The 16,252-nt window shown below is 62.9% G+C and carries 19 protein-coding genes and 2 tRNA genes; 13 read left to right on the top strand and 8 right to left on the bottom strand.

Going from position 1 to position 16,252, the window contains the following annotated elements; genetic code table 11:
* Nucleotides 1-21 precede the first annotated feature (21 nt).
* The gene (locus FQ705_RS02795) at nt 22-471 is read right to left on the bottom strand and encodes an NUDIX hydrolase (RefSeq protein WP_144137928.1); all 450 of its coding nucleotides are present in this window, start codon (nt 469-471) and stop codon (nt 22-24) included.
* Nucleotides 472-553: 82 nt separating this feature from the next.
* The gene (locus tag FQ705_RS02790) at nt 554-943 is read right to left on the bottom strand and encodes an RT0821/Lpp0805 family surface protein (RefSeq protein WP_144137948.1); all 390 of its coding nucleotides are present in this window, start codon (nt 941-943) and stop codon (nt 554-556) included.
* 249 nt (nt 944-1,192) lie between these two features.
* Here FQ705_RS02790 and FQ705_RS02785 point away from each other — a divergent pair, with 249 nt between their 5' ends.
* Entirely contained in the window at nt 1,193-1,432 is a 240-nt protein-coding gene (locus tag FQ705_RS02785) for a hypothetical protein (protein WP_144137927.1), read from the top strand.
* A 306-nt stretch (nt 1,433-1,738) separates the two neighbouring features.
* Complete coding sequence (locus tag FQ705_RS02780) at nt 1,739-2,122, top strand: DUF427 domain-containing protein (RefSeq protein WP_144137926.1); 384 nt, start codon at nt 1,739-1,741, stop codon at nt 2,120-2,122.
* A 74-nt stretch (nt 2,123-2,196) separates the two neighbouring features.
* Here FQ705_RS02780 and FQ705_RS02775 read toward each other — a convergent pair.
* Together FQ705_RS02775 and FQ705_RS02770 are read right to left on the bottom strand one after the other, a co-directional pair.
* A tRNA-Arg gene (locus FQ705_RS02775) sits at nt 2,197-2,270 on the bottom strand.
* Between the two features lie 220 nt (nt 2,271-2,490).
* Nucleotides 2,491-3,321 carry an undecaprenyl-diphosphate phosphatase gene (locus FQ705_RS02770; protein WP_144137925.1) on the bottom strand — a complete coding sequence of 277 codons (831 nt, stop codon included), beginning with the start codon at nt 3,319-3,321 and terminating at the stop codon, nt 2,491-2,493.
* A 562-nt stretch (nt 3,322-3,883) separates the two neighbouring features.
* Here FQ705_RS02770 and FQ705_RS02765 point away from each other — a divergent pair.
* The 3 genes from FQ705_RS02765 (at nt 3,884) to FQ705_RS02755 (ending at nt 6,192) form a co-directional block, all read left to right on the top strand.
* Nucleotides 3,884-4,792 carry an aldose epimerase gene (locus FQ705_RS02765; protein WP_144137924.1) on the top strand — a complete coding sequence of 303 codons (909 nt, stop codon included), beginning with the start codon at nt 3,884-3,886 and terminating at the stop codon, nt 4,790-4,792.
* A 220-nt stretch (nt 4,793-5,012) separates the two neighbouring features.
* Nucleotides 5,013-5,723 carry a peptidoglycan DD-metalloendopeptidase family protein gene (locus tag FQ705_RS02760; RefSeq protein WP_144137923.1) on the top strand — a complete coding sequence of 237 codons (711 nt, stop codon included), beginning with the start codon at nt 5,013-5,015 and terminating at the stop codon, nt 5,721-5,723.
* A 142-nt stretch (nt 5,724-5,865) separates the two neighbouring features.
* Nucleotides 5,866-6,192, top strand: a complete 327-nt coding sequence (locus tag FQ705_RS02755) for a hypothetical protein (RefSeq protein ID WP_144137922.1) — start codon at nt 5,866-5,868, stop codon at nt 6,190-6,192.
* 38 nt (nt 6,193-6,230) lie between these two features.
* On the opposite strand, the gene FQ705_RS34390 is transcribed toward FQ705_RS02755, so the two are convergent.
* Together FQ705_RS34390 and FQ705_RS02750 are read right to left on the bottom strand one after the other, a co-directional pair.
* Complete coding sequence (locus FQ705_RS34390; RefSeq protein WP_186307767.1) at nt 6,231-6,368, bottom strand: hypothetical protein; 138 nt, start codon at nt 6,366-6,368, stop codon at nt 6,231-6,233.
* 672 nt (nt 6,369-7,040) lie between these two features.
* A complete protein-coding gene (locus FQ705_RS02750) occupies nt 7,041-7,787 on the bottom strand; it encodes a pentapeptide repeat-containing protein (protein ID WP_144137921.1) in 747 nt (248 codons plus the stop codon).
* A gap of 109 nt (nt 7,788-7,896) precedes the next feature.
* On the opposite strand from FQ705_RS02750, the gene FQ705_RS02745 reads away from it, so the two are divergent.
* A complete protein-coding gene (locus FQ705_RS02745) occupies nt 7,897-8,205 on the top strand; it encodes a DUF2288 domain-containing protein (RefSeq protein WP_144137920.1) in 309 nt (102 codons plus the stop codon).
* Nucleotides 8,202-9,611 carry an MATE family efflux transporter gene (locus FQ705_RS02740; RefSeq protein WP_409934671.1) on the top strand — a complete coding sequence of 470 codons (1,410 nt, stop codon included), beginning with the start codon at nt 8,202-8,204 and terminating at the stop codon, nt 9,609-9,611. Before FQ705_RS02745 ends, FQ705_RS02740 begins: the two co-directional genes overlap by 4 nt.
* A gap of 6 nt (nt 9,612-9,617) precedes the next feature.
* Here FQ705_RS02740 and FQ705_RS33920 read toward each other — a convergent pair whose 3' ends face one another.
* On the bottom strand, nt 9,618-9,782 hold the full coding sequence (locus FQ705_RS33920; protein ID WP_186307766.1) for a hypothetical protein: 165 nt from the start codon (nt 9,780-9,782) through the stop codon (nt 9,618-9,620).
* Nucleotides 9,783-9,965: 183 nt separating this feature from the next.
* On the opposite strand from FQ705_RS33920, the gene FQ705_RS02735 reads away from it, so the two are divergent.
* From FQ705_RS02735 to FQ705_RS02715, 5 genes are all read left to right on the top strand, one after another.
* Nucleotides 9,966-10,145: a hypothetical protein gene (locus tag FQ705_RS02735; protein WP_144137919.1), complete on the top strand. Its 180-nt coding sequence runs from the start codon at nt 9,966-9,968 to the stop codon at nt 10,143-10,145.
* A 171-nt stretch (nt 10,146-10,316) separates the two neighbouring features.
* Nucleotides 10,317-10,475 (top strand): DUF3309 family protein, encoded by a 159-nt coding sequence (locus FQ705_RS02730; protein ID WP_144137918.1) that lies wholly within the window; start codon nt 10,317-10,319, stop codon nt 10,473-10,475.
* A gap of 136 nt (nt 10,476-10,611) precedes the next feature.
* Nucleotides 10,612-10,688: transfer RNA gene (locus tag FQ705_RS02725), tRNA-Pro, on the top strand.
* 118 nt (nt 10,689-10,806) lie between these two features.
* Nucleotides 10,807-11,265, top strand: a complete 459-nt coding sequence (gene sixA / locus FQ705_RS02720) for a phosphohistidine phosphatase SixA (protein ID WP_144137917.1) — start codon at nt 10,807-10,809, stop codon at nt 11,263-11,265.
* Nucleotides 11,266-11,454: 189 nt separating this feature from the next.
* Nucleotides 11,455-12,258, top strand: a complete 804-nt coding sequence (locus tag FQ705_RS02715; protein WP_144137916.1) for a GNAT family N-acetyltransferase — start codon at nt 11,455-11,457, stop codon at nt 12,256-12,258.
* Between the two features lie 89 nt (nt 12,259-12,347).
* On the opposite strand, the gene FQ705_RS02710 is transcribed toward FQ705_RS02715, so the two are convergent.
* The gene (locus FQ705_RS02710) at nt 12,348-13,955 is read right to left on the bottom strand and encodes an exopolyphosphatase (RefSeq protein ID WP_409934670.1); all 1,608 of its coding nucleotides are present in this window, start codon (nt 13,953-13,955) and stop codon (nt 12,348-12,350) included.
* Between the two features lie 202 nt (nt 13,956-14,157).
* Between FQ705_RS02710 and ppk1 the strand changes: the two genes are divergently transcribed.
* Nucleotides 14,158-16,221 carry a polyphosphate kinase 1 gene (gene ppk1, locus FQ705_RS02705; protein ID WP_144137914.1) on the top strand — a complete coding sequence of 688 codons (2,064 nt, stop codon included), beginning with the start codon at nt 14,158-14,160 and terminating at the stop codon, nt 16,219-16,221.
* Nucleotides 16,222-16,252: the final 31 nt, after the last annotated feature.

Here is a 16,252-nt window from a genome sequence, read left to right as displayed (position 1 = left end):
GTATCGACTCACACGCCACCGCTACAGCGACCGGTGGAGTTCCCCGAGCGACAGGATGGTCTGAAAGAGCCGCGTGAGACTGCGGCTCGCATAGCGTTCGACCTCGTGCGGCGCAGCCCAGCGGTAGGCATCCATTTCCGGAATCAGCGTGCCGTCGGTGCGACGCGGGAAGAACGACGTACAGGTGCACGTACTGAGATCGAGTTCGCTCGCGCGAGCACGCGCGGCGAACAGATGTAAATCCTTGTCCCGCCGGTAAACGAACAGCCCCAGATCCGTCAGCCGTTCGGGCTCGATGGCGATACCCGTTTCCTCGACCATTTCGCGCACGGCCGTAATGTGCGGCGCCTCGCCCTCTTCGCCATGTCCCTTGGGAATGTCCCAGTGCGAGGTTTCGGTAGCGTGCGCGAGTAGCGCCCGCCCCTGCGGGTCGAGCAAGACGATGCCGCACGAGACGACGCGCGTCATCATCGCCGGATCGGGGCGTGAGAACGATCAGCCATGCGCCGCGCCCGGCGCGAGTCCGCCGGCGCTGTCATCCCCGCTCGCATGCTCAGTGCTTTTTCTGCAGCACCCAGTTGCCGCTGCCCTGCTTGCAGAACTGCGGGCGCAGGTTCATCGATTGACCCTTGGCATTGAGCACGACGCCGAGATCGCGGCAAGTGCGGTCGCCGTCCTTGGCGGTGCTGGCCACCGTGATGTTGGCGTCGATCTTGACGCTGTTGCCGGTGCCTTCATTGACCCAGGTCGTGCTTTCGCCGTCCTTCTTGTCGTTCAACGCAGCGAACACGGCCTTTTTGACCGAGTCGATGTCGCGCTGCTTCATGTAGCTGATCGGCGTGTCGTTCAGAAAGCCGAGGTTCGCCGCTTGCGCGCCGAATGCACTGCCAAGCAGGAGACAACCGGCGCTCAGATGAAACAGGACTCGGGTTCGCATCGACATGAAGGGTTCTCCTCGAAAGTGTGGCAAGCGTTCACGAGTGCGCTCGCCGCGGCTCATGATCTGGACCTCAAAAGCATAGCATGTCCCTCCCGATGTGACCGCACGCCACAGTCTGGCGACGATCTGCATCAAGCGGCAACCGGCCCGGCGCACCGAATTTTAGGATCGATCTCATTCCGCCCGAGAAGATGCTTTTCTAAGATTGGACTGTTGCGCTTCCGCGCGAATTACACCTTAGGCCACGTCATCATGAACCTCTCCTGTGCGCTGCAAACCGCCACCGTCGCGCTCGCATTGCTCTGCATGGCGCTCGTGCCGCTTGCGCTGCGCCGCGATCCAGGCCTCGCGCGGCGCGTCGTGCGGATGGACCGCTTACCGCGCACGCGCTGGCCGAACTGGCTCACACGCATCGGTTTTGCCTGCCTGTTGACGTCCTTCGCGTTGCTGTTGATCGCCTGCTACTACATTCTCGCCGGCGCCGCCCAGTGAGCGCCGCACGGCGACACGAAGCCCGTCTTTTCCGCGCGGAATACCCCGCAGTCAGCGCCGCGTACAAGCAGCCATTTTTCAAGCAGATGAAACTTAAAAGGCGAGCAACGTCTCGCGCGAGTTGGGACTTTCACAGGGCAGCTTCGGCTGCCTTTTTTTACGTTTCCCGCACGCACGCCAAGCTCGGGCAGCGTTCTCGCGACCAGCGTATGCTTCGAGCGAAGGAGCGAGGTGCTCACACCTATGACGGCTCGACATCCTCTTACGACGTTGCAGGCCTGCCCATTTCATCAGGAGCTCGACAGCATGACTGAAAAAACCATCAAGGTCCCCGGCCCCGATCATCCGATCACGGTCGAGCCCGCTCAGGCTCGCGTGGTCGTGACCGTGGCCGGCCGCGTGATCGCGGATACGCAAAAGGCGCTGGTGTTGCGCGAGGCGTCGTATCCGGCGGCGTATTACATCCCGCGCACGGACACCGAGATGTCACTGCTCGAGCGCACCGATCACGCAACTTACTGCCCGTACAAGGGCGATTGCGCGTACTACAGCATTCCGCTCGGCGGCGAGCGGACCGTGAATTCGGTGTGGACCTACGAGTCGCCGTATGCGGCGGTGAAGGAAATCGCGCAGCATCTGGCGTTCTACCCGGATCGGGTCGACTCGATCGAGGTGAAGGCGGCGGGCTGAGCGTTGCATGACCGCGCGTCGTGGCTTGCCGCGGCGCGCGCTTGTTGAAGTGGGGTGCAGGGAAAAAGATGAAGTACGGCAGGAGGGACTCGAACCCCCCACCCTCGGCTTAGAAGGCCGATGCTCTATCCAGCTGAGCTACTGCCGTATTGACGTGAGGCGATGCAAGCGCCAGTTGCTACGCGCATCGCCCGCAATGAGAACCTGCTGTTGGGCACTGGACCCTGCGCCCTCATACATTTGCGAGCGGCAGCGTCCCGAATACCGAAATTGTAACTGACGGCAAGTTGAGCTGGGCCCGGATTATAACCGATCGTTCCCGACTCGCCACATCGCTGGACGCCCGGCAGCAGACGATCCGCCCGGGATCAAACCGGCTGCGGATGCAGCACGAACCAGCCGAGGAACAGCGCACCGGCGATCACGCAATACACGCCGAACGAAGCCAGACGTCCACGGCCTTCGAAATAGCGCATCAGGAAGCGCACGCTGAGATAAGCCGCGATGGCGGTCAGCACGCCGCCGAGCAGCGCGTCCGCGAGTTGACCCGGCGCATGAAACAGCTTCGGCAGTTCGAGCACACCGGCCGCGAAAATGATCGGCGTGCCAAGCAGGAACGAAAACTCCGCCGACTTCTCCGCCGTGAGGCCCGCCGCGTTGCCGGCGATCATCGTCAGACCGCTGCGCGAGAAACCCGGAATCAGCGCGCCGATCTGCGCCAGACCGACCAGAAAGGCCTGGCGGAACGTGAGCTTCTCCGGCGACTGATGCGCGCGCGAGCGCTGCAGCCGATCCCCGAACCACAGCAACACGCCGTTGACAATCAGCGCGATCGCCACGATGCGCAGATCGTGGAAAAGTCGCTCGAGTCGTTTTTCAAGGATCAGTCCGACCAGACCCGCCGGAATCGTGCCGATGATGAGCGCCCACATCATATGCGCGTCGTCGTTGCGACGTCCGCCGAACGAGGCGAAGAAACCGCGAAACAGCGCGCACCAGCGCTTGCGGAAGTACCACAGCAACGCGAACGCCGTGCCGAGATGCAGCGCGACGAGAAACGGCAGCAGCTGCGGCGCGTGTTTGTCGATATGCATCCCGAACAGAGCGGGCACGAGCAGCGTATGGCCGAGGCTGCTCACCGGAAACAGTTCGGTGACGCCTTGCAGCACGCTGAGAAAAATCAGAAACGACAGGTTCACGCGGCGGTCCTTGTAAGGAAAATGTCGGGGAACAGCGCGCCACGGAAGGAAAAACGGGCGCAGCAAAAGCGCACCGATTATGCCTGGCTGGAATGTCAGCGCCAAGCGTTTGCACCGCATTCGGGGAAATATTGATGCGCTGCGTCACAACTGGAAACCGTTGTTACGCCGCAGAAAAAGAAACGGGCTGCCATGACGGACAGCCCGCGTTCTGAGCGATTCCTTGAAGCGTCAGGTCATACGCGTCGACGTCACGCGCTACCGGCAGGCGGCAACCTGCAAGACCTGAAGCGAAGCGTACGGATCAGCCCTCGAGCTTGTAAAAAAAGTAGACCGTGCTTGCCGCAAACATGCCGAACAACGCCACACCCATTGCCATTGCGAGATCCATGAAGCCTCCGGAGCAGTCTCGCCCGGTCGTCGAAGTTACCGGGCAGTCGAGGCCATTATCGGCAAAGAGCACGGACGTGCGACACCCGCAATTTCCCCAGAAGGGTTTCCCCGTAGCGCAAAGCAGCGCAGAATCGGCGTCTTCCACCCCTACTTTTTCAGCCCACCGACCATGCCTCTTTCCCAGCAACCGGACATTCTCGAGATTGCCCAGGACACCTCCGTGCTCCGTTTCGCGCCGCAAGCGGGCGGCCGCCTGATGTCGTGGATCATCGACGGCGAAGAGGTGATCCATTGGCCCGAGCACGCCGACTGGAGCCAGCCGGCACGCGTTCGCGGCGGCAATCCGCTGCTGTTTCCGTTTCTCGGCCGACACCGCGTGGACGGCAAGATCGGCTACTGGCGCGACGCCGCAGGCACGGTTCGCGAACTGCCGATGCACGGCTTCGCCCGCGATCTGCCCTTCGACGCCCACGCCGACACGGACGGCGCCGGCCTGCGCATGGTCCTGACCGACAGCGATGCGACCCGCGCCGGCTACCCGTTCGGCTTCCGCTTCGAAGCGACCTATACGCTGGTCGACGCGCACACGCTGGACGTCAGCCTCACGACCACCAACACGGGCGACACGCGACTGCCCTACTACGCCGGCCATCACTTCTACTTCACGCTGCCGCATACGCAGCGCGGCGAATCCACGCTGGACTTGCCGAAAACCGAACGCTGCTACCAGCAGGAAGACGGCTCGATCAGCCCGGGCGAACCCGGCGCGCCGCGCTATACGCTCGACGAGGCGCGCATCCTCGACCGCTTCCATTGCCTCGTCGGTGCGCCGGATCAACCGGTGCGACTGACGGCGCCCGGCCTGAACCGTGTGATCACGATCGACCTCCAACGGCCCGGCTCGGTGCCCTGGTATGCCGTGACGACGTGGACCGAAGCGGCCGGATCGGACTTCTATTGCGTCGAGCCCTGGCTCGGTTTGCCGGACGCGATTCACAACGACCGGGGTTTGCGCTGGCTCGAAGCGGGTCAAACCGAAACGGCGACGCTGCGCATCAGCGTCGGCAAACCAGCCTGAGCGGAGGCTTTTCAGGGAGCCGTTCGCGGTCCCGGAAAGCCTTGGACGCGCTCCGGGCAGACAGCGCAGCCAGGCGGCTTCCGGTCGCGTCGCGCGCCGCACGAAGTGCTTCGGCTACCCACATTTCGGGTGCCGCAGCGCAAAACCGTTAGAATCGGACGCTTTGCATCCACCTGCCGCGTGATCGGGATCGGCGCGCGGCAGCGCTTTGCGAGGTCCCATGCGGGGAACAACAAGAATGATGAAACGACTCGCCTGCGCGTCGTTGCTGGCTCTGCTCGCCGCGTGCGGGTCGGCGCCGGTGGCGCCAGGCTTTTACCGGGTCGAACGGGGCGATACGCTGTCGAAGATCGCGCGCAGCAGCCGGCAATCCGTGCCCAGCATCGTGCGCTGGAACAATCTGGCCAATCCGGACGCCATCGAGGTCGGCCAGGTGCTGCGCGTCGTTCCGCCGGGCGGCGCATCGACGAGCGGCGCCGTGCGAAGCAGTGGTGGCGGCGCAAGCGCTTCGGCGACACCGCGTGCGGCGCCGGCCGAGAGCGCGCCGTCCGCTGCGCCCGCTTCGAGCATTTCACTGATCTGGCCCGCGGACGGCACGGTCATCCGCCGCTTCGACGGCGCCAACTCCAAAGGCATCGACATTTCGGCGGCAGCCGGCACGCCGGTGCTGGCGGCGGCGCCCGGCACGGTCGTGTATGCGGGCAACGGCTTGCGCGGTTACGGCAACCTGCTGATCCTCAAGCACAACTCGGAATATCTGACCGCCTACGCGCACAACCGCGCGCTGCTGGTGAAGGAAGGCCAAACGGTCAGCCGCGGCGAGAAGATTGCCGAAATGGGCGACACCGACACCGACCGGGTCATGCTGCACTTCGAACTGCGCTATCAGGGCCGCTCGATCGACCCGTCGCGGGCGCTCCCGCCACGCTAGACAACGATTGGAGCCGCGTGCCGCCGCCAGGCACGCGCCGTGCAACCGCGCTCGGGGAACCCAGCGTGCTATAAAAGGCTCCATTCGATACGCGACGTGGCTACGCGCCACGTCTTACTCCGATATCTGAAAGGAATTTGAAATGAAGAGCGCATGTGCGTCCGTCGCCACCGCCGTGGCGATCGGTCTTGGCCTGCTGACGCTCGGCGGCCTGAGCGGCTGCTCGAGCACCACCCAGATGACCTACCTGCCAAGCGGAGATACCGGCTTCGCAATCAACTGCAGCGGCAGCGACGCGAGTTCCAGCTGGGCTGAATGCTACAAACGCGCGGGCGAAGTCTGCGGCAACTACGGCTACGACGTGGTGTCGAAAGACGTCGACAATGGCGCGACCTCGGGCGGCACGGTCGGCGGCATCTTCGGTGCCAATGTGAAGAACCGCTCGATGGTGGTCCGCTGCAAACAATAACCCTGCCTGCCTTTCCGCGATTCGCGGCGTCGCATGGGCTAGCGTCGGCGCAAGCGTCCCGAGCGCGGATCGATACGCACCGCGAAAGCAAACAGCACCGCGAGCGCGACCGGCCAGATCACCAGAAATATGATTAACCAGGTCATGGCCGGATGAAAGGAAATGTAATTTTCCATGATGAGCGGCGCGTGTGAAGCCGTCATGAATCGGGCAAAAGCCGGACAGAAAAAAAGCCCGGCACGAGGCCGGGCTAACGGGGGTTCGGCGCATATCGGCAAAGGACCGGTTCACCATGCGCCAGAACGAAATTTAACAACCCCTATTTACAAGTGCAATCGCTTAATTGCACTTGCAATGTGACTCGGCGTACCGATTCCGCGTTACGTGAACCGAAACTGACGGATTTAAACTGGCCAAAAGCGCCTTGATGGCGGACAGAAAATACCGTTACAGGGATGAATGAAAAAACCCGTCCTGGCCGCCAGACCGCATCTATCCACGATCTACACGAATGGCGCGCAAACCCCTGAGGAAAGAACGCTGGCCGATATCCGCTATTTAAATCAGCCTATACCGGACGATTTATCGGCAATCCAGCTTTAGTGCGCCAACGCACCTTGAAGCAATATTAATTCAAATCACGCAACACGATAAACCGCAAATCTCCTCACCAGAAATTCGCGAATAGCGAAAAAACAGTTAATACCGCATTCTGCCGACAAAAGCCCGCCCGGAAAATCGCCCGCATTATCGATTCAACTGATTGGCTGATATGGTTCGCGGGCCGCACGATTGGCGGCCATAAGAATAGCGTCGAATTGCCCGGTTCGACGCCCCGACATAGCGCCTTACATCACACGCAATCCCAGTTCGGTGACCAGTACCGCGGCCTGTTGATGCGAGATCGTCGCACCTTTGAAAAGCGCCGCGTCGACCAGCCGCACGCCGCTCAGATCGGCCTCGCGCAAGTCCGCGCCATCGAAGCGGGCGCCCTTCAGATTCGCGTCCTTCAGACTCCCACCGTCGAAGATTGCCTCCCGGAAATCGACGCCGGCAAGGTCGGCATCGGAGAAATCCAGTTGCTCCAGCGTCGCCTTGCGAAACGACAAGCCGCGCAAGTGCGCGCCGACCAGCAGCGTTTCGACGAAGCTCAGGCCGAGCGACGTGCAGGCTTCGAAATTGGCGCCCGTGAGCTTGCAGCCGCGAAACGACGCCGAGGCGAGTTTGGCGCGCCGCCAACTCGTGTTGTTCAGATCGCTCGACTGGAACGCGGCATCGACCAGATCCGCCGACGCGAAATCCGCTTCGCGGCCCCGACAGCGAACCCACCGGGTATGCGAAAGCGCCGCGCCGAAAAACGAGGTCTCGGCGATCGTGCAGCGATGAAATTCGGCGCCGCGCAGATCGAGCCGCGACAGATCGGCGCCTTCGAAGTCGCAGTCGGTGAAATGAAGCGGCTGCCGGTTATCGGCGAGGCTTGCCGCGATGAGACGCTCCACGTCGGCACGCGTGAGAGTGAGTTCGCTCACGCCATGAGCCGTGGCGTTTGCAGCGTTGACCGGGCCCGGGGCCGGCGCCGTTGAATCCTGTGACATGAAGGTTCAGAATGATTTTTCGAAAGACCCAAAGCCTACCGGAAGGCGCGCCGCCCTGGCGGCCCACACCGATGGTTTATAGTAACGACCCCCTCAAAACACGCTTACGATGACTTCCAACGACGCCCCCCAAAGCCCGCTGTACGCCACGCTGCTCGCTGAAACCGCCAAGATCGGCTGGGGCGAGCTGGAACGCTTTTTTGCGCGCGGCATCCTGCTGCGCGTCGCACGCGATCTCGATCTGGTGAGCGTCGCGGAGGCGATCGCCGGCGACGACACCACCCAGGTCACACAGTGGTTGTCCGCCGGTCTCGTCGAGCGCGTGCAGGCTGAAACCGCCGCCGACTATGCCGCGCGCGACCCCGACCTGTGGGCTGTGGTCGTGTCGCCGTGGGTGTGCGTGCAGGAACGCAGTTGAACGACGCCGCACACGACGGTCAGATGCAGACGGCGACCAAATCGGCCCAAACGCAGACGCCCACGGCCGCCGCCGCGCTACCCGTGCACTGGCACCGGCGCGTGCTGACGCTGGCGTTTCCCATCGTCCTCGCCAATCTGACCCAACCGATACTCGGCGCCGTCGACACCGCCGTCGCGGGCCATCTGGAGGGCGCGTCCTACCTCGGCGGCGTGGCGCTCGGCGGCCTGTTTTTCAACTTCGTGTTCTGGGGCTTCGGCTTCCTGCGCATGGGCACCACGGGGCTGGTCGCTCAAGCACACGGTGCGGGCGATCAGGTCGAACTACGCAATAACATCGTGCGCGCGCTGCTGCTCGCGGCCACGATCGGCGCGGCGGTGCTCGCGCTGCAGGTGCCGCTGATCGATTGCGCATTGCGCGCCATCGGCGGCAGCGAAGCCGTGCAGCGTCATGCGCGCGTCTATTGTCATGCGCGCATCTGGGCGGCTCCACTCGCGCTCGGCAACTACGTCGTACTCGGCTGGTTGCTCGGCACGCAGCGGGTGCGGCTCGCGTTGCTGTCGCAGGTGTTCATCAATAGCGTCAACATCGTGGCGGTGCTGCTGTTCGTTTATGGGTTCGATTGGGGCGTAGCGGGCATCGGCGCGGCGACCGCCACCGCCGACACGCTCGGCTTCGTGCTCGGCGCCGCCCTGCTCTGGTACAACCGGCCGCGCGGACTGCCCGCGCTGAACCGTGCCGCCTTGCTCGACGGCGTGGCACTCAGGCGCCTCGTAGTCCTCAATCGCGACATCTTCGTGCGCACGCTGTGCCTGCTTGGCTCGTTCGGCTGGTTCGCTCATCTGGGCGCGCGGCAAGGCGACGCCACGCTCGCCGCGAACGCGCTACTGCTGAATTTTCAGACGTTCATGGCCTACGGACTCGACGGCTTCGCGCACGCCGCCGAAGCGCTCGTCGGCGCCGCAATCGGCGCGCGCGACCGGCACGCCTTCTCGCAGGCGATCAAGGTCACGGCGCTGTGGTCCGCGCTCGGCGCGCTGGGCTTCTCGCTGATCTATTGGGGCGCTGGGAGGTGGATCGTCGAGGGGTTGACCGACCAGCCCGCAGTACGCGCGACAGCGGAAATGTATCTGCCTTGGGCCGCGCTCTCGCCGGTGATTTCCGTATGGGGATTTCTGCTCGACGGCGTGTTCATCGGCGCGACCCGCACGCGCGAATTGATGCTGGCGATGGCGGTGTCGTTCGTGCTCTTCGTTGCTGCTTCGTGGGCCTTGCTCGCGCTCTACGGCAACCACGGTCTGTGGGCCGCCATGCTGCTTTTCATGGCCTTGCGCGGCGTAACGCTTGCGCGCTATTTACCCGGCCTCGTAAGCGGCATGGCGGGGCCCGCTGCGGCAACTGCGTAGTCCGCTTTACGGCACGACCGGCGCGGGCGTCATCGCGGGCGGACGGGTGTCGGTCGGCACGCCGTGGTAATCGGCGGGGTCTTGCGGCGCGGGGCGATGAACCGTCGAACCATCGACGCAACCTGCAAGGCCGGCGGCGAACAACAAGGCAATCATCTGAACTCGGAACATGGACAGTCGTCTCTCGAAACGGAAGGAAATGCTCGCCGCCTGGCGCCGGTAAGCACCAGCCGGGAACGCCGGGAGTCTACCTGCAAAGCTCATGCCCCGACGCCGCCGCGCGCACGCCGACCCTCCCGTTTTGCACCGCGTGACCTACTATAAAGTCACAGCCGCATGTCATAGGAGACTGCCATGGACGCTGAAACGATCGCGGGTCTGATCGGACTCGCAATAGGTCTGCTCGTGCTGCTCGCCCTGTCGATTTTCGAATCGAGAACCTACCGGCGCGAACACGACGGCGAAGGCATGCTGCACCACTGGGTGACGCACCAGCAGATGCACCGACCGCACTGGATGCGTCGCCGGCACTAACTCGTACCTCCCTTCCCGCGACTCCCTGGCGACGCCCGATAGGCACATGGATTGCTGAGTCTCCGGTTGCATGGAACGCGCAACTCGCGCGCGAAAACGTCCCGGCGCGAATGCGCCGAACCAACCAGACTACGGCCCCTCTGCCCCGAGGGCCAGACAGGGAGAATTCAAATGACCATCGGAACCATACTGCTAATTCTGCTCATCCTGCTGCTGATCGGCGCCTTGCCGAGCTGGCCGTACAGCAGCGGATGGGGTTACCGGCCGACCGGGCTCGTCGGCGTCGTGCTGATCATCGTGATCGTGCTGTTGCTGATGGGACGCATCTAGCCGTGCTGGCGGAGCAATTTCGCCTTCGCGTTCGCCCCGGATATCCGTTTTGATCCGCCACCAGGCGCCGCTTTTCACTTCGACGCAATTCGTGATTGACTCTGGCACCCAATGCCACGTAGAATCTCGGATTCGTCGGAGCGTAGCGCAGCCTGGTAGCGCATCTGATTTGGGATCAGAGGGTCGAAGGTTCGAATCCTTTCGCTCCGACCACGAAAAGCAGTACGAAACCCGCGTTGCCTCCGGCTTCGCGGGTTTTTGCTTTTTAGCGCCGAATTGAAACCATGACGGCCGCCGAAGTCGTGCCGCAACCCAAGTCAAGGAGACACGCATGGACCTGATTCTCTGGCGTCACGCCGAAGCCGAAGATTTTGCCAGCAGCGATCTCGCTCGCGCACTGACCACCCGGGGCCGCAAGCAGGCTCAGAACGTCGCCAAGTGGCTGCGCACCCGTCTGCCCGACGATGCCGTGGTGCTCGCAAGTCCCGCGGTGCGCACCATCCAGACGGCCGAAACCCTGAGCGATCAATATCGCGTGGTGCGCGAACTCGCGCCCAACGCCAGCGCCCACGACGTACTCGAAGCCGCCGGCTGGCCCAAAGGCATCGCGCAGACGGTGGTAATCGTCGGCCATCAACCGACGCTCGGCCATGTTGCCGCGCAATTGCTCGGGAATAGTCAGGCGAGTTGGCCGGTGAAGAAAGCCGGCGTGTGGTGGCTCGCGAGCCGCGAGCGCGCGGGCGACGACCAGGCCGTGCTGCTCGCCGCGATGAGCCCCGATCTGGTTTAAGACACGACCGAGGGTAACGACGCGGGTCGCGCGAAAACAACAATCGCGCCGCCTGCATCGACATTACAAGCCGCGCGCACGCAGCTTACGGGCAGTCATCCAATCGTCATGGCTTTGCCATGCGAGCGTCACCAGGCGTTACTACATTGGCGGAAAAAGACCTCCCCCTTTTTTCGACCAGGACGCCCCATGCGAGAACTGCCGACGCCCACCCTGCCCCTGGCTTCGATCTTCGAAACGCGACGTCTGCCGCGCGCCGAGGAAACGGTCACCGCCCAGCATCGCCTGCAAGTCACGTGGGCGCGCACCGACGAAGAACTGCGCGAAGCGCAACGTCTGCGCTACCGCGTGTTCGCCGACGAAATGGGCGCGCGTCTTACCGGCCCTGCAGGTCTCGATGTCGATTCGTTCGACGCGTATTGCGACCATCTGCTGGTACGCGATCTCGACACGCTGAAGGTGGTCGGCACGTATCGCGCGCTGCCGCCGCACCAGGCCGCGCGCATCGGGCGTCTGTATGCGGAAAGCGAATTCGACGTGTCGCGTCTCACGCACCTGCGCGCCAAGATGGTCGAAGTGGGCCGCTCGTGCGTGCATCCTGATTACCGCAGCGGCTCGGTCATCATGTCGTTGTGGGCGGGCCTCGCCGCCTACATGAAACACAACGGCTACGAGACGATGCTGGGCTGCGCAAGCGTCGCGATGGTCGACGGCGGACACTACGCGGCGAACCTGTATATGTCGCTGCGCGACAGCGCGCTGACGGCGCCGGAATATCGCGCGTTCGCTCATACGCCGCTGCCGGTCGAAGAATTGCAAACGGGCGCCGACGTCACTCCGCCCCCGCTCGTGAAGGGTTATCTGCGGCTCGGTGCGAAGATTTGCGGTGCACCGGCCTGGGATCCCGACTTCAATACCGCAGACTTTCTGACGCTGTTCCGTCTGTCCGATATCAACGCACGCTACGCGCGCCACTTCCTCGGCGACGCATAGCCGCGCTGAACGGATCGAGCCGCCGGTTCTGCGTCGGCGATAAAAAAGCCCGGTATGTACCGGGCTTTTTTGCTTTTGTCGCGGCGACGTCAATCGTCGGTATACACCACGCGATAGGGAATACCGACCTTCTCCCATTCCGCGGCTTCCTGGATCAGGCTGTAATCGGTCAGCGGATTGTTGGCCACCCATTCATTCGGCAAACGCACTTCATAGCCGCCATTGACCTGCGCGACCGCGATACCAGGCAAGCCGACATCCGCGCGTCGGCGGCACAGCAATGACGCGAGCCGCAAGCAGAACAGCAGCGGCCACTCCACTTCGCGCGTTTGCGACAACTTGCCGAGCTTACCCGCATGACCCAGCACCAGCGCCGCGAGGCGCGCCTGATCGGTGCGCGAAAAGCCCGGCATGTCGGCATTGCTGGCGATGTACGCCGAATGCTTGTGATATGCGCTGTGCGAAATCGACAGGCCGATCTCATGCAGCGCCGCGGCCCAGCCGAGGAACATATGGTTTTCAGCGCGGCGCTCCTGATCGGGCTCCGCGAACTGATCGTAGAAGCTCACCGCGAGTTCGCCGATGCGCGACGCCTGCGCGCGATCCACGCCATAGCGGCGCATGAAGCCTCCCACCGTGACCGTGCGCATGTCTTCGTGCTGCGAACGGCCCAGCAGGTCGTACAGCACGCCCAGACGCAGCGCACCGTCGGTGGTGTCGACGTAATCGACACCGAGTTCGTCGAACACGGCAATCATGATCGACAGGCCACCCGCGAGCACCGGAATGCGATCGCCTTTGAGCGACACCAGCTTCAGGCGATTGACGTTTTCCGCCTTGATCAACGCACGCTTGAGGCGCTCGAGGCCGCCGCGCGAAATGCCGTGCGTGATGCCCGGATCGTTGAAACCGTTCGCCTCGACCAGTTCGGCCAACGCGCGCGCCGTGCCCGACGAACCGATGGCTTGCTCCCAGCCGGTCTTTTTATACTCGGCGGAAATGATCTGGATTTCGCGGCCTGCGGCGAGTTCGGCCTGGCGCATCGTGTATTCGTCGACATTGCCGGCGGGAAAAAACGCGCGGCTATGGCTCACGCAACCGATGTACAGACTTTCCATCTTGATCGGCGTGTAGTGCGAGCCGATGATGAATTCTGTCGAGCCGCCGCCGATATCCACGACCAGACGCTTGCCCGGACTGGCGGGCACGGAGTGTGCAGCGCCCGCATAGATGAGGCGCGCTTCTTCGCGCCCGGCGATCACTTCAATCGGAAAGCCAAGCGCTGCTTGCGCCTCGCCGAGAAATTCGCCGGCGTTCTTGGCGATGCGCAGCGTATTGGTGGCAACCGCGCGAACGTGATCGGGATGAAAGTCGCGCAAGCGCTCGCCGAAGCGCTTGAGCGCGTCCCAACCGCGCACTTGCGAGGCCCGATCGAGCATCTTGTCGCGCGACAGACCGGCGGCCAGACGCACCGGTTCGCGCAACGCGTCGACCTGATAGATCTGGCTGCCTGCGTCGGTTTCCTCGACCCGGCCGATAATCAGCCGGAAGCTGTTCGAACCGAGATCGACGGCGGCGAGGAGTTGAGGCGTGTTGACCATCGAGTATGCAGACTCCATGCGCGCGAGCGCAGCGGCGTTGGGCGCGGACGATGCCATAGGCGCCTTGTGGCCGGCCGCGCGGTTCAAAGACGCCATTCTAAGCGTAGCGGGCCTCACGATGTCACCTTGCGCAGATGGGGGTCCCCTATGGTCCCATATGCACTGCGTCATATTGACGACACGCGCGTCATCGGGCGTAGAATCGAAAACATCGCGAATGTCATAACAACGTCATCATACTGTGAGAATTTCCGAGCGTCTTTCCGCCTCTCTTCCTGACATTCCATTCTCGCTGCCGATGTCCATCCGCTACCCCTTATTGAATCGCGAGCTGGGCATTCTGGGTTTCAACGAGCGTGTGTTGGCACAAGCTGCCGACCCTGCCGTCCCTTTGCTCGAACGCTTACGCTTCATCTGCATCACCAGCAGCAATCTCGACGAATTCTTCGAAGTCCGCATGGCCGGACTGCAGGAACAGATGCGCGACAACCCCGGCGCACTGTCGCCGGACGGCATGTCGCTGCAGCACGTGTACGACCTCGTGGTCGAGCGTGCGCAAAAACTCGTGCATCGTCAGTACACCATGCTGCACGACACCGTGCTGCCCGCGCTCGAAGGCGAAGGCATCTATTTCCACGGCACCGAAGCGTGGAACGAAGCGCAGACCGAATGGGCGCGCAACTATTTTTTCGACGAGCTGCTGCCGGTCCTCACGCCGATCGGACTCGACCCGGCGCATCCGTTTCCGCGCGTGCTCAACAAGAGCCTGAACTTCGTTGTCGAACTCGAAGGCAAGGACGCCTTCGGCCGTCAGGCCATGATGGGCATCGTGCAGGCGCCACGCGCGCTGCCGCGGCTCGTGCGCATGCCGCAGGACCTGTCGGGCTATCCGCATGGTTTCGTGCTGCTGAGCTCGCTGTTGCAGCGTTTTGTCGGCGAACTGTTTCCGAGTCTGGTGGTGCGTAGCTGCAATCAGTTTCGCATCACGCGCAATAGCGAACTGTTCGTCGACGAAGACGAAATCACCAATCTGCGCGTCGCGTTGCAGGGTGAATTGCCGGCGCGCCATCTGGGCAATGCGGTGCGGCTCGAAGTGTCGGCGGAAACGCCCGCGCATGTCGTGCGGCGTCTGCAGGACGAAAGCGGTCTGCTGGACAAGGACTGCTATTACGCCGACGGCCCAGTGAATCTCGTGCGTCTGATGCAATTGCCGGAGATGGTGGACCGGCCCGATCTGAAGTTCGTGCCGCACATTCCCGCCATTCCGGCACAGATCGCGAACAGCGCCAGCATGTTCGACGTGATCGATCAGGGCGACGTGCTGCTGCATCATCCGTATGAGAGCTTCCAGCCGGTGCTGGAATTGCTGCTGCAGGCGGCCAAAGATCCGAACGTGGTCGCGATCAAGCAGACCATTTATCGCACCGGCACCGATTCGCCGCTGATGGACGCGCTGATGCAAGCCGCGCGCAACGGCAAGGAAGTCACGGTGGTGGTCGAGCTGCTCGCGCGCTTCGACGAAGAAACCAATATCAACTGGGCCTCGCAACTGGAGGCCGTGGGTGCGCACGTCGTTTATGGCGTGGTGGGCCACAAGTGCCACGCCAAAATGATGCTGATCGTGCGACGCGTGTCGACCGGCGGCAAGACCACGCTCAAGCGCTACGTGCACCTGGGCACCGGCAACTATCATCCGCGCACGGCGCGTCTCTATACCGACTTCGGCCTGATGACGGCCGACCAGAAAATCTGCGAAGACGTGCATCATGTGTTCCAGCAACTCACGGGCATTGGCGGCGAGTTGCGGCTGCATGAGCTGTGGCAGTCGCCGTTCACCCTGCATCCGAAACTCGTCGATGCGATTCGCGCCGAAGCCGAGCACGCGCGTGCGGGCAAGAAGGCGCGCATCGTCGCGAAGATGAATGCGCTGCTCGAACCGACGGTGATCGCCGAGCTGTACGAAGCGGCGCAAGCCGGCGTAAAGATCGATCTGATCGTGCGCGGCGTGTGTTCGTTGCAGCCGGGTGTGCCGGGGCTGTCGGAGAACATCACGGTGCGCTCTATCGTGGGACGCTTTCTCGAGCACCATCGCATCTTCTACTTCTACGACGGCGGCAAGGAACAGGTTTATCTGTCGAGCGCCGACTGGATGGACCGCAACTTCTTCCGCCGTGTCGAAGTGGCGTTTCCGATCAATAACCGCCGCTTGAAACGGCGCGTGATCGCCGAAGGTCTGTCCGCGTTTCTCGGCGACAACCAGACCGCCTGGCTGATGCAGAGCGACGGCCATTATCGACGTCGCCGGCCGGGAAAATCGTCGCGCAACGCGCAGATGAGTCTGCTGGGGAAATTCTGTTCGTGAGTCGATACTGTCCCGACATGAAAAAGCCCCC

Origin of the sequence: Paraburkholderia sp. BCC1884 (assembly GCF_900996225.1) — a bacterium.
Classification (GTDB): domain Bacteria; phylum Pseudomonadota; class Gammaproteobacteria; order Burkholderiales; family Burkholderiaceae; genus Paraburkholderia.
The sequence above is the reverse complement of the archived record's forward strand: the minus strand, read 5'-3'. Positions and strand labels throughout refer to the sequence as shown.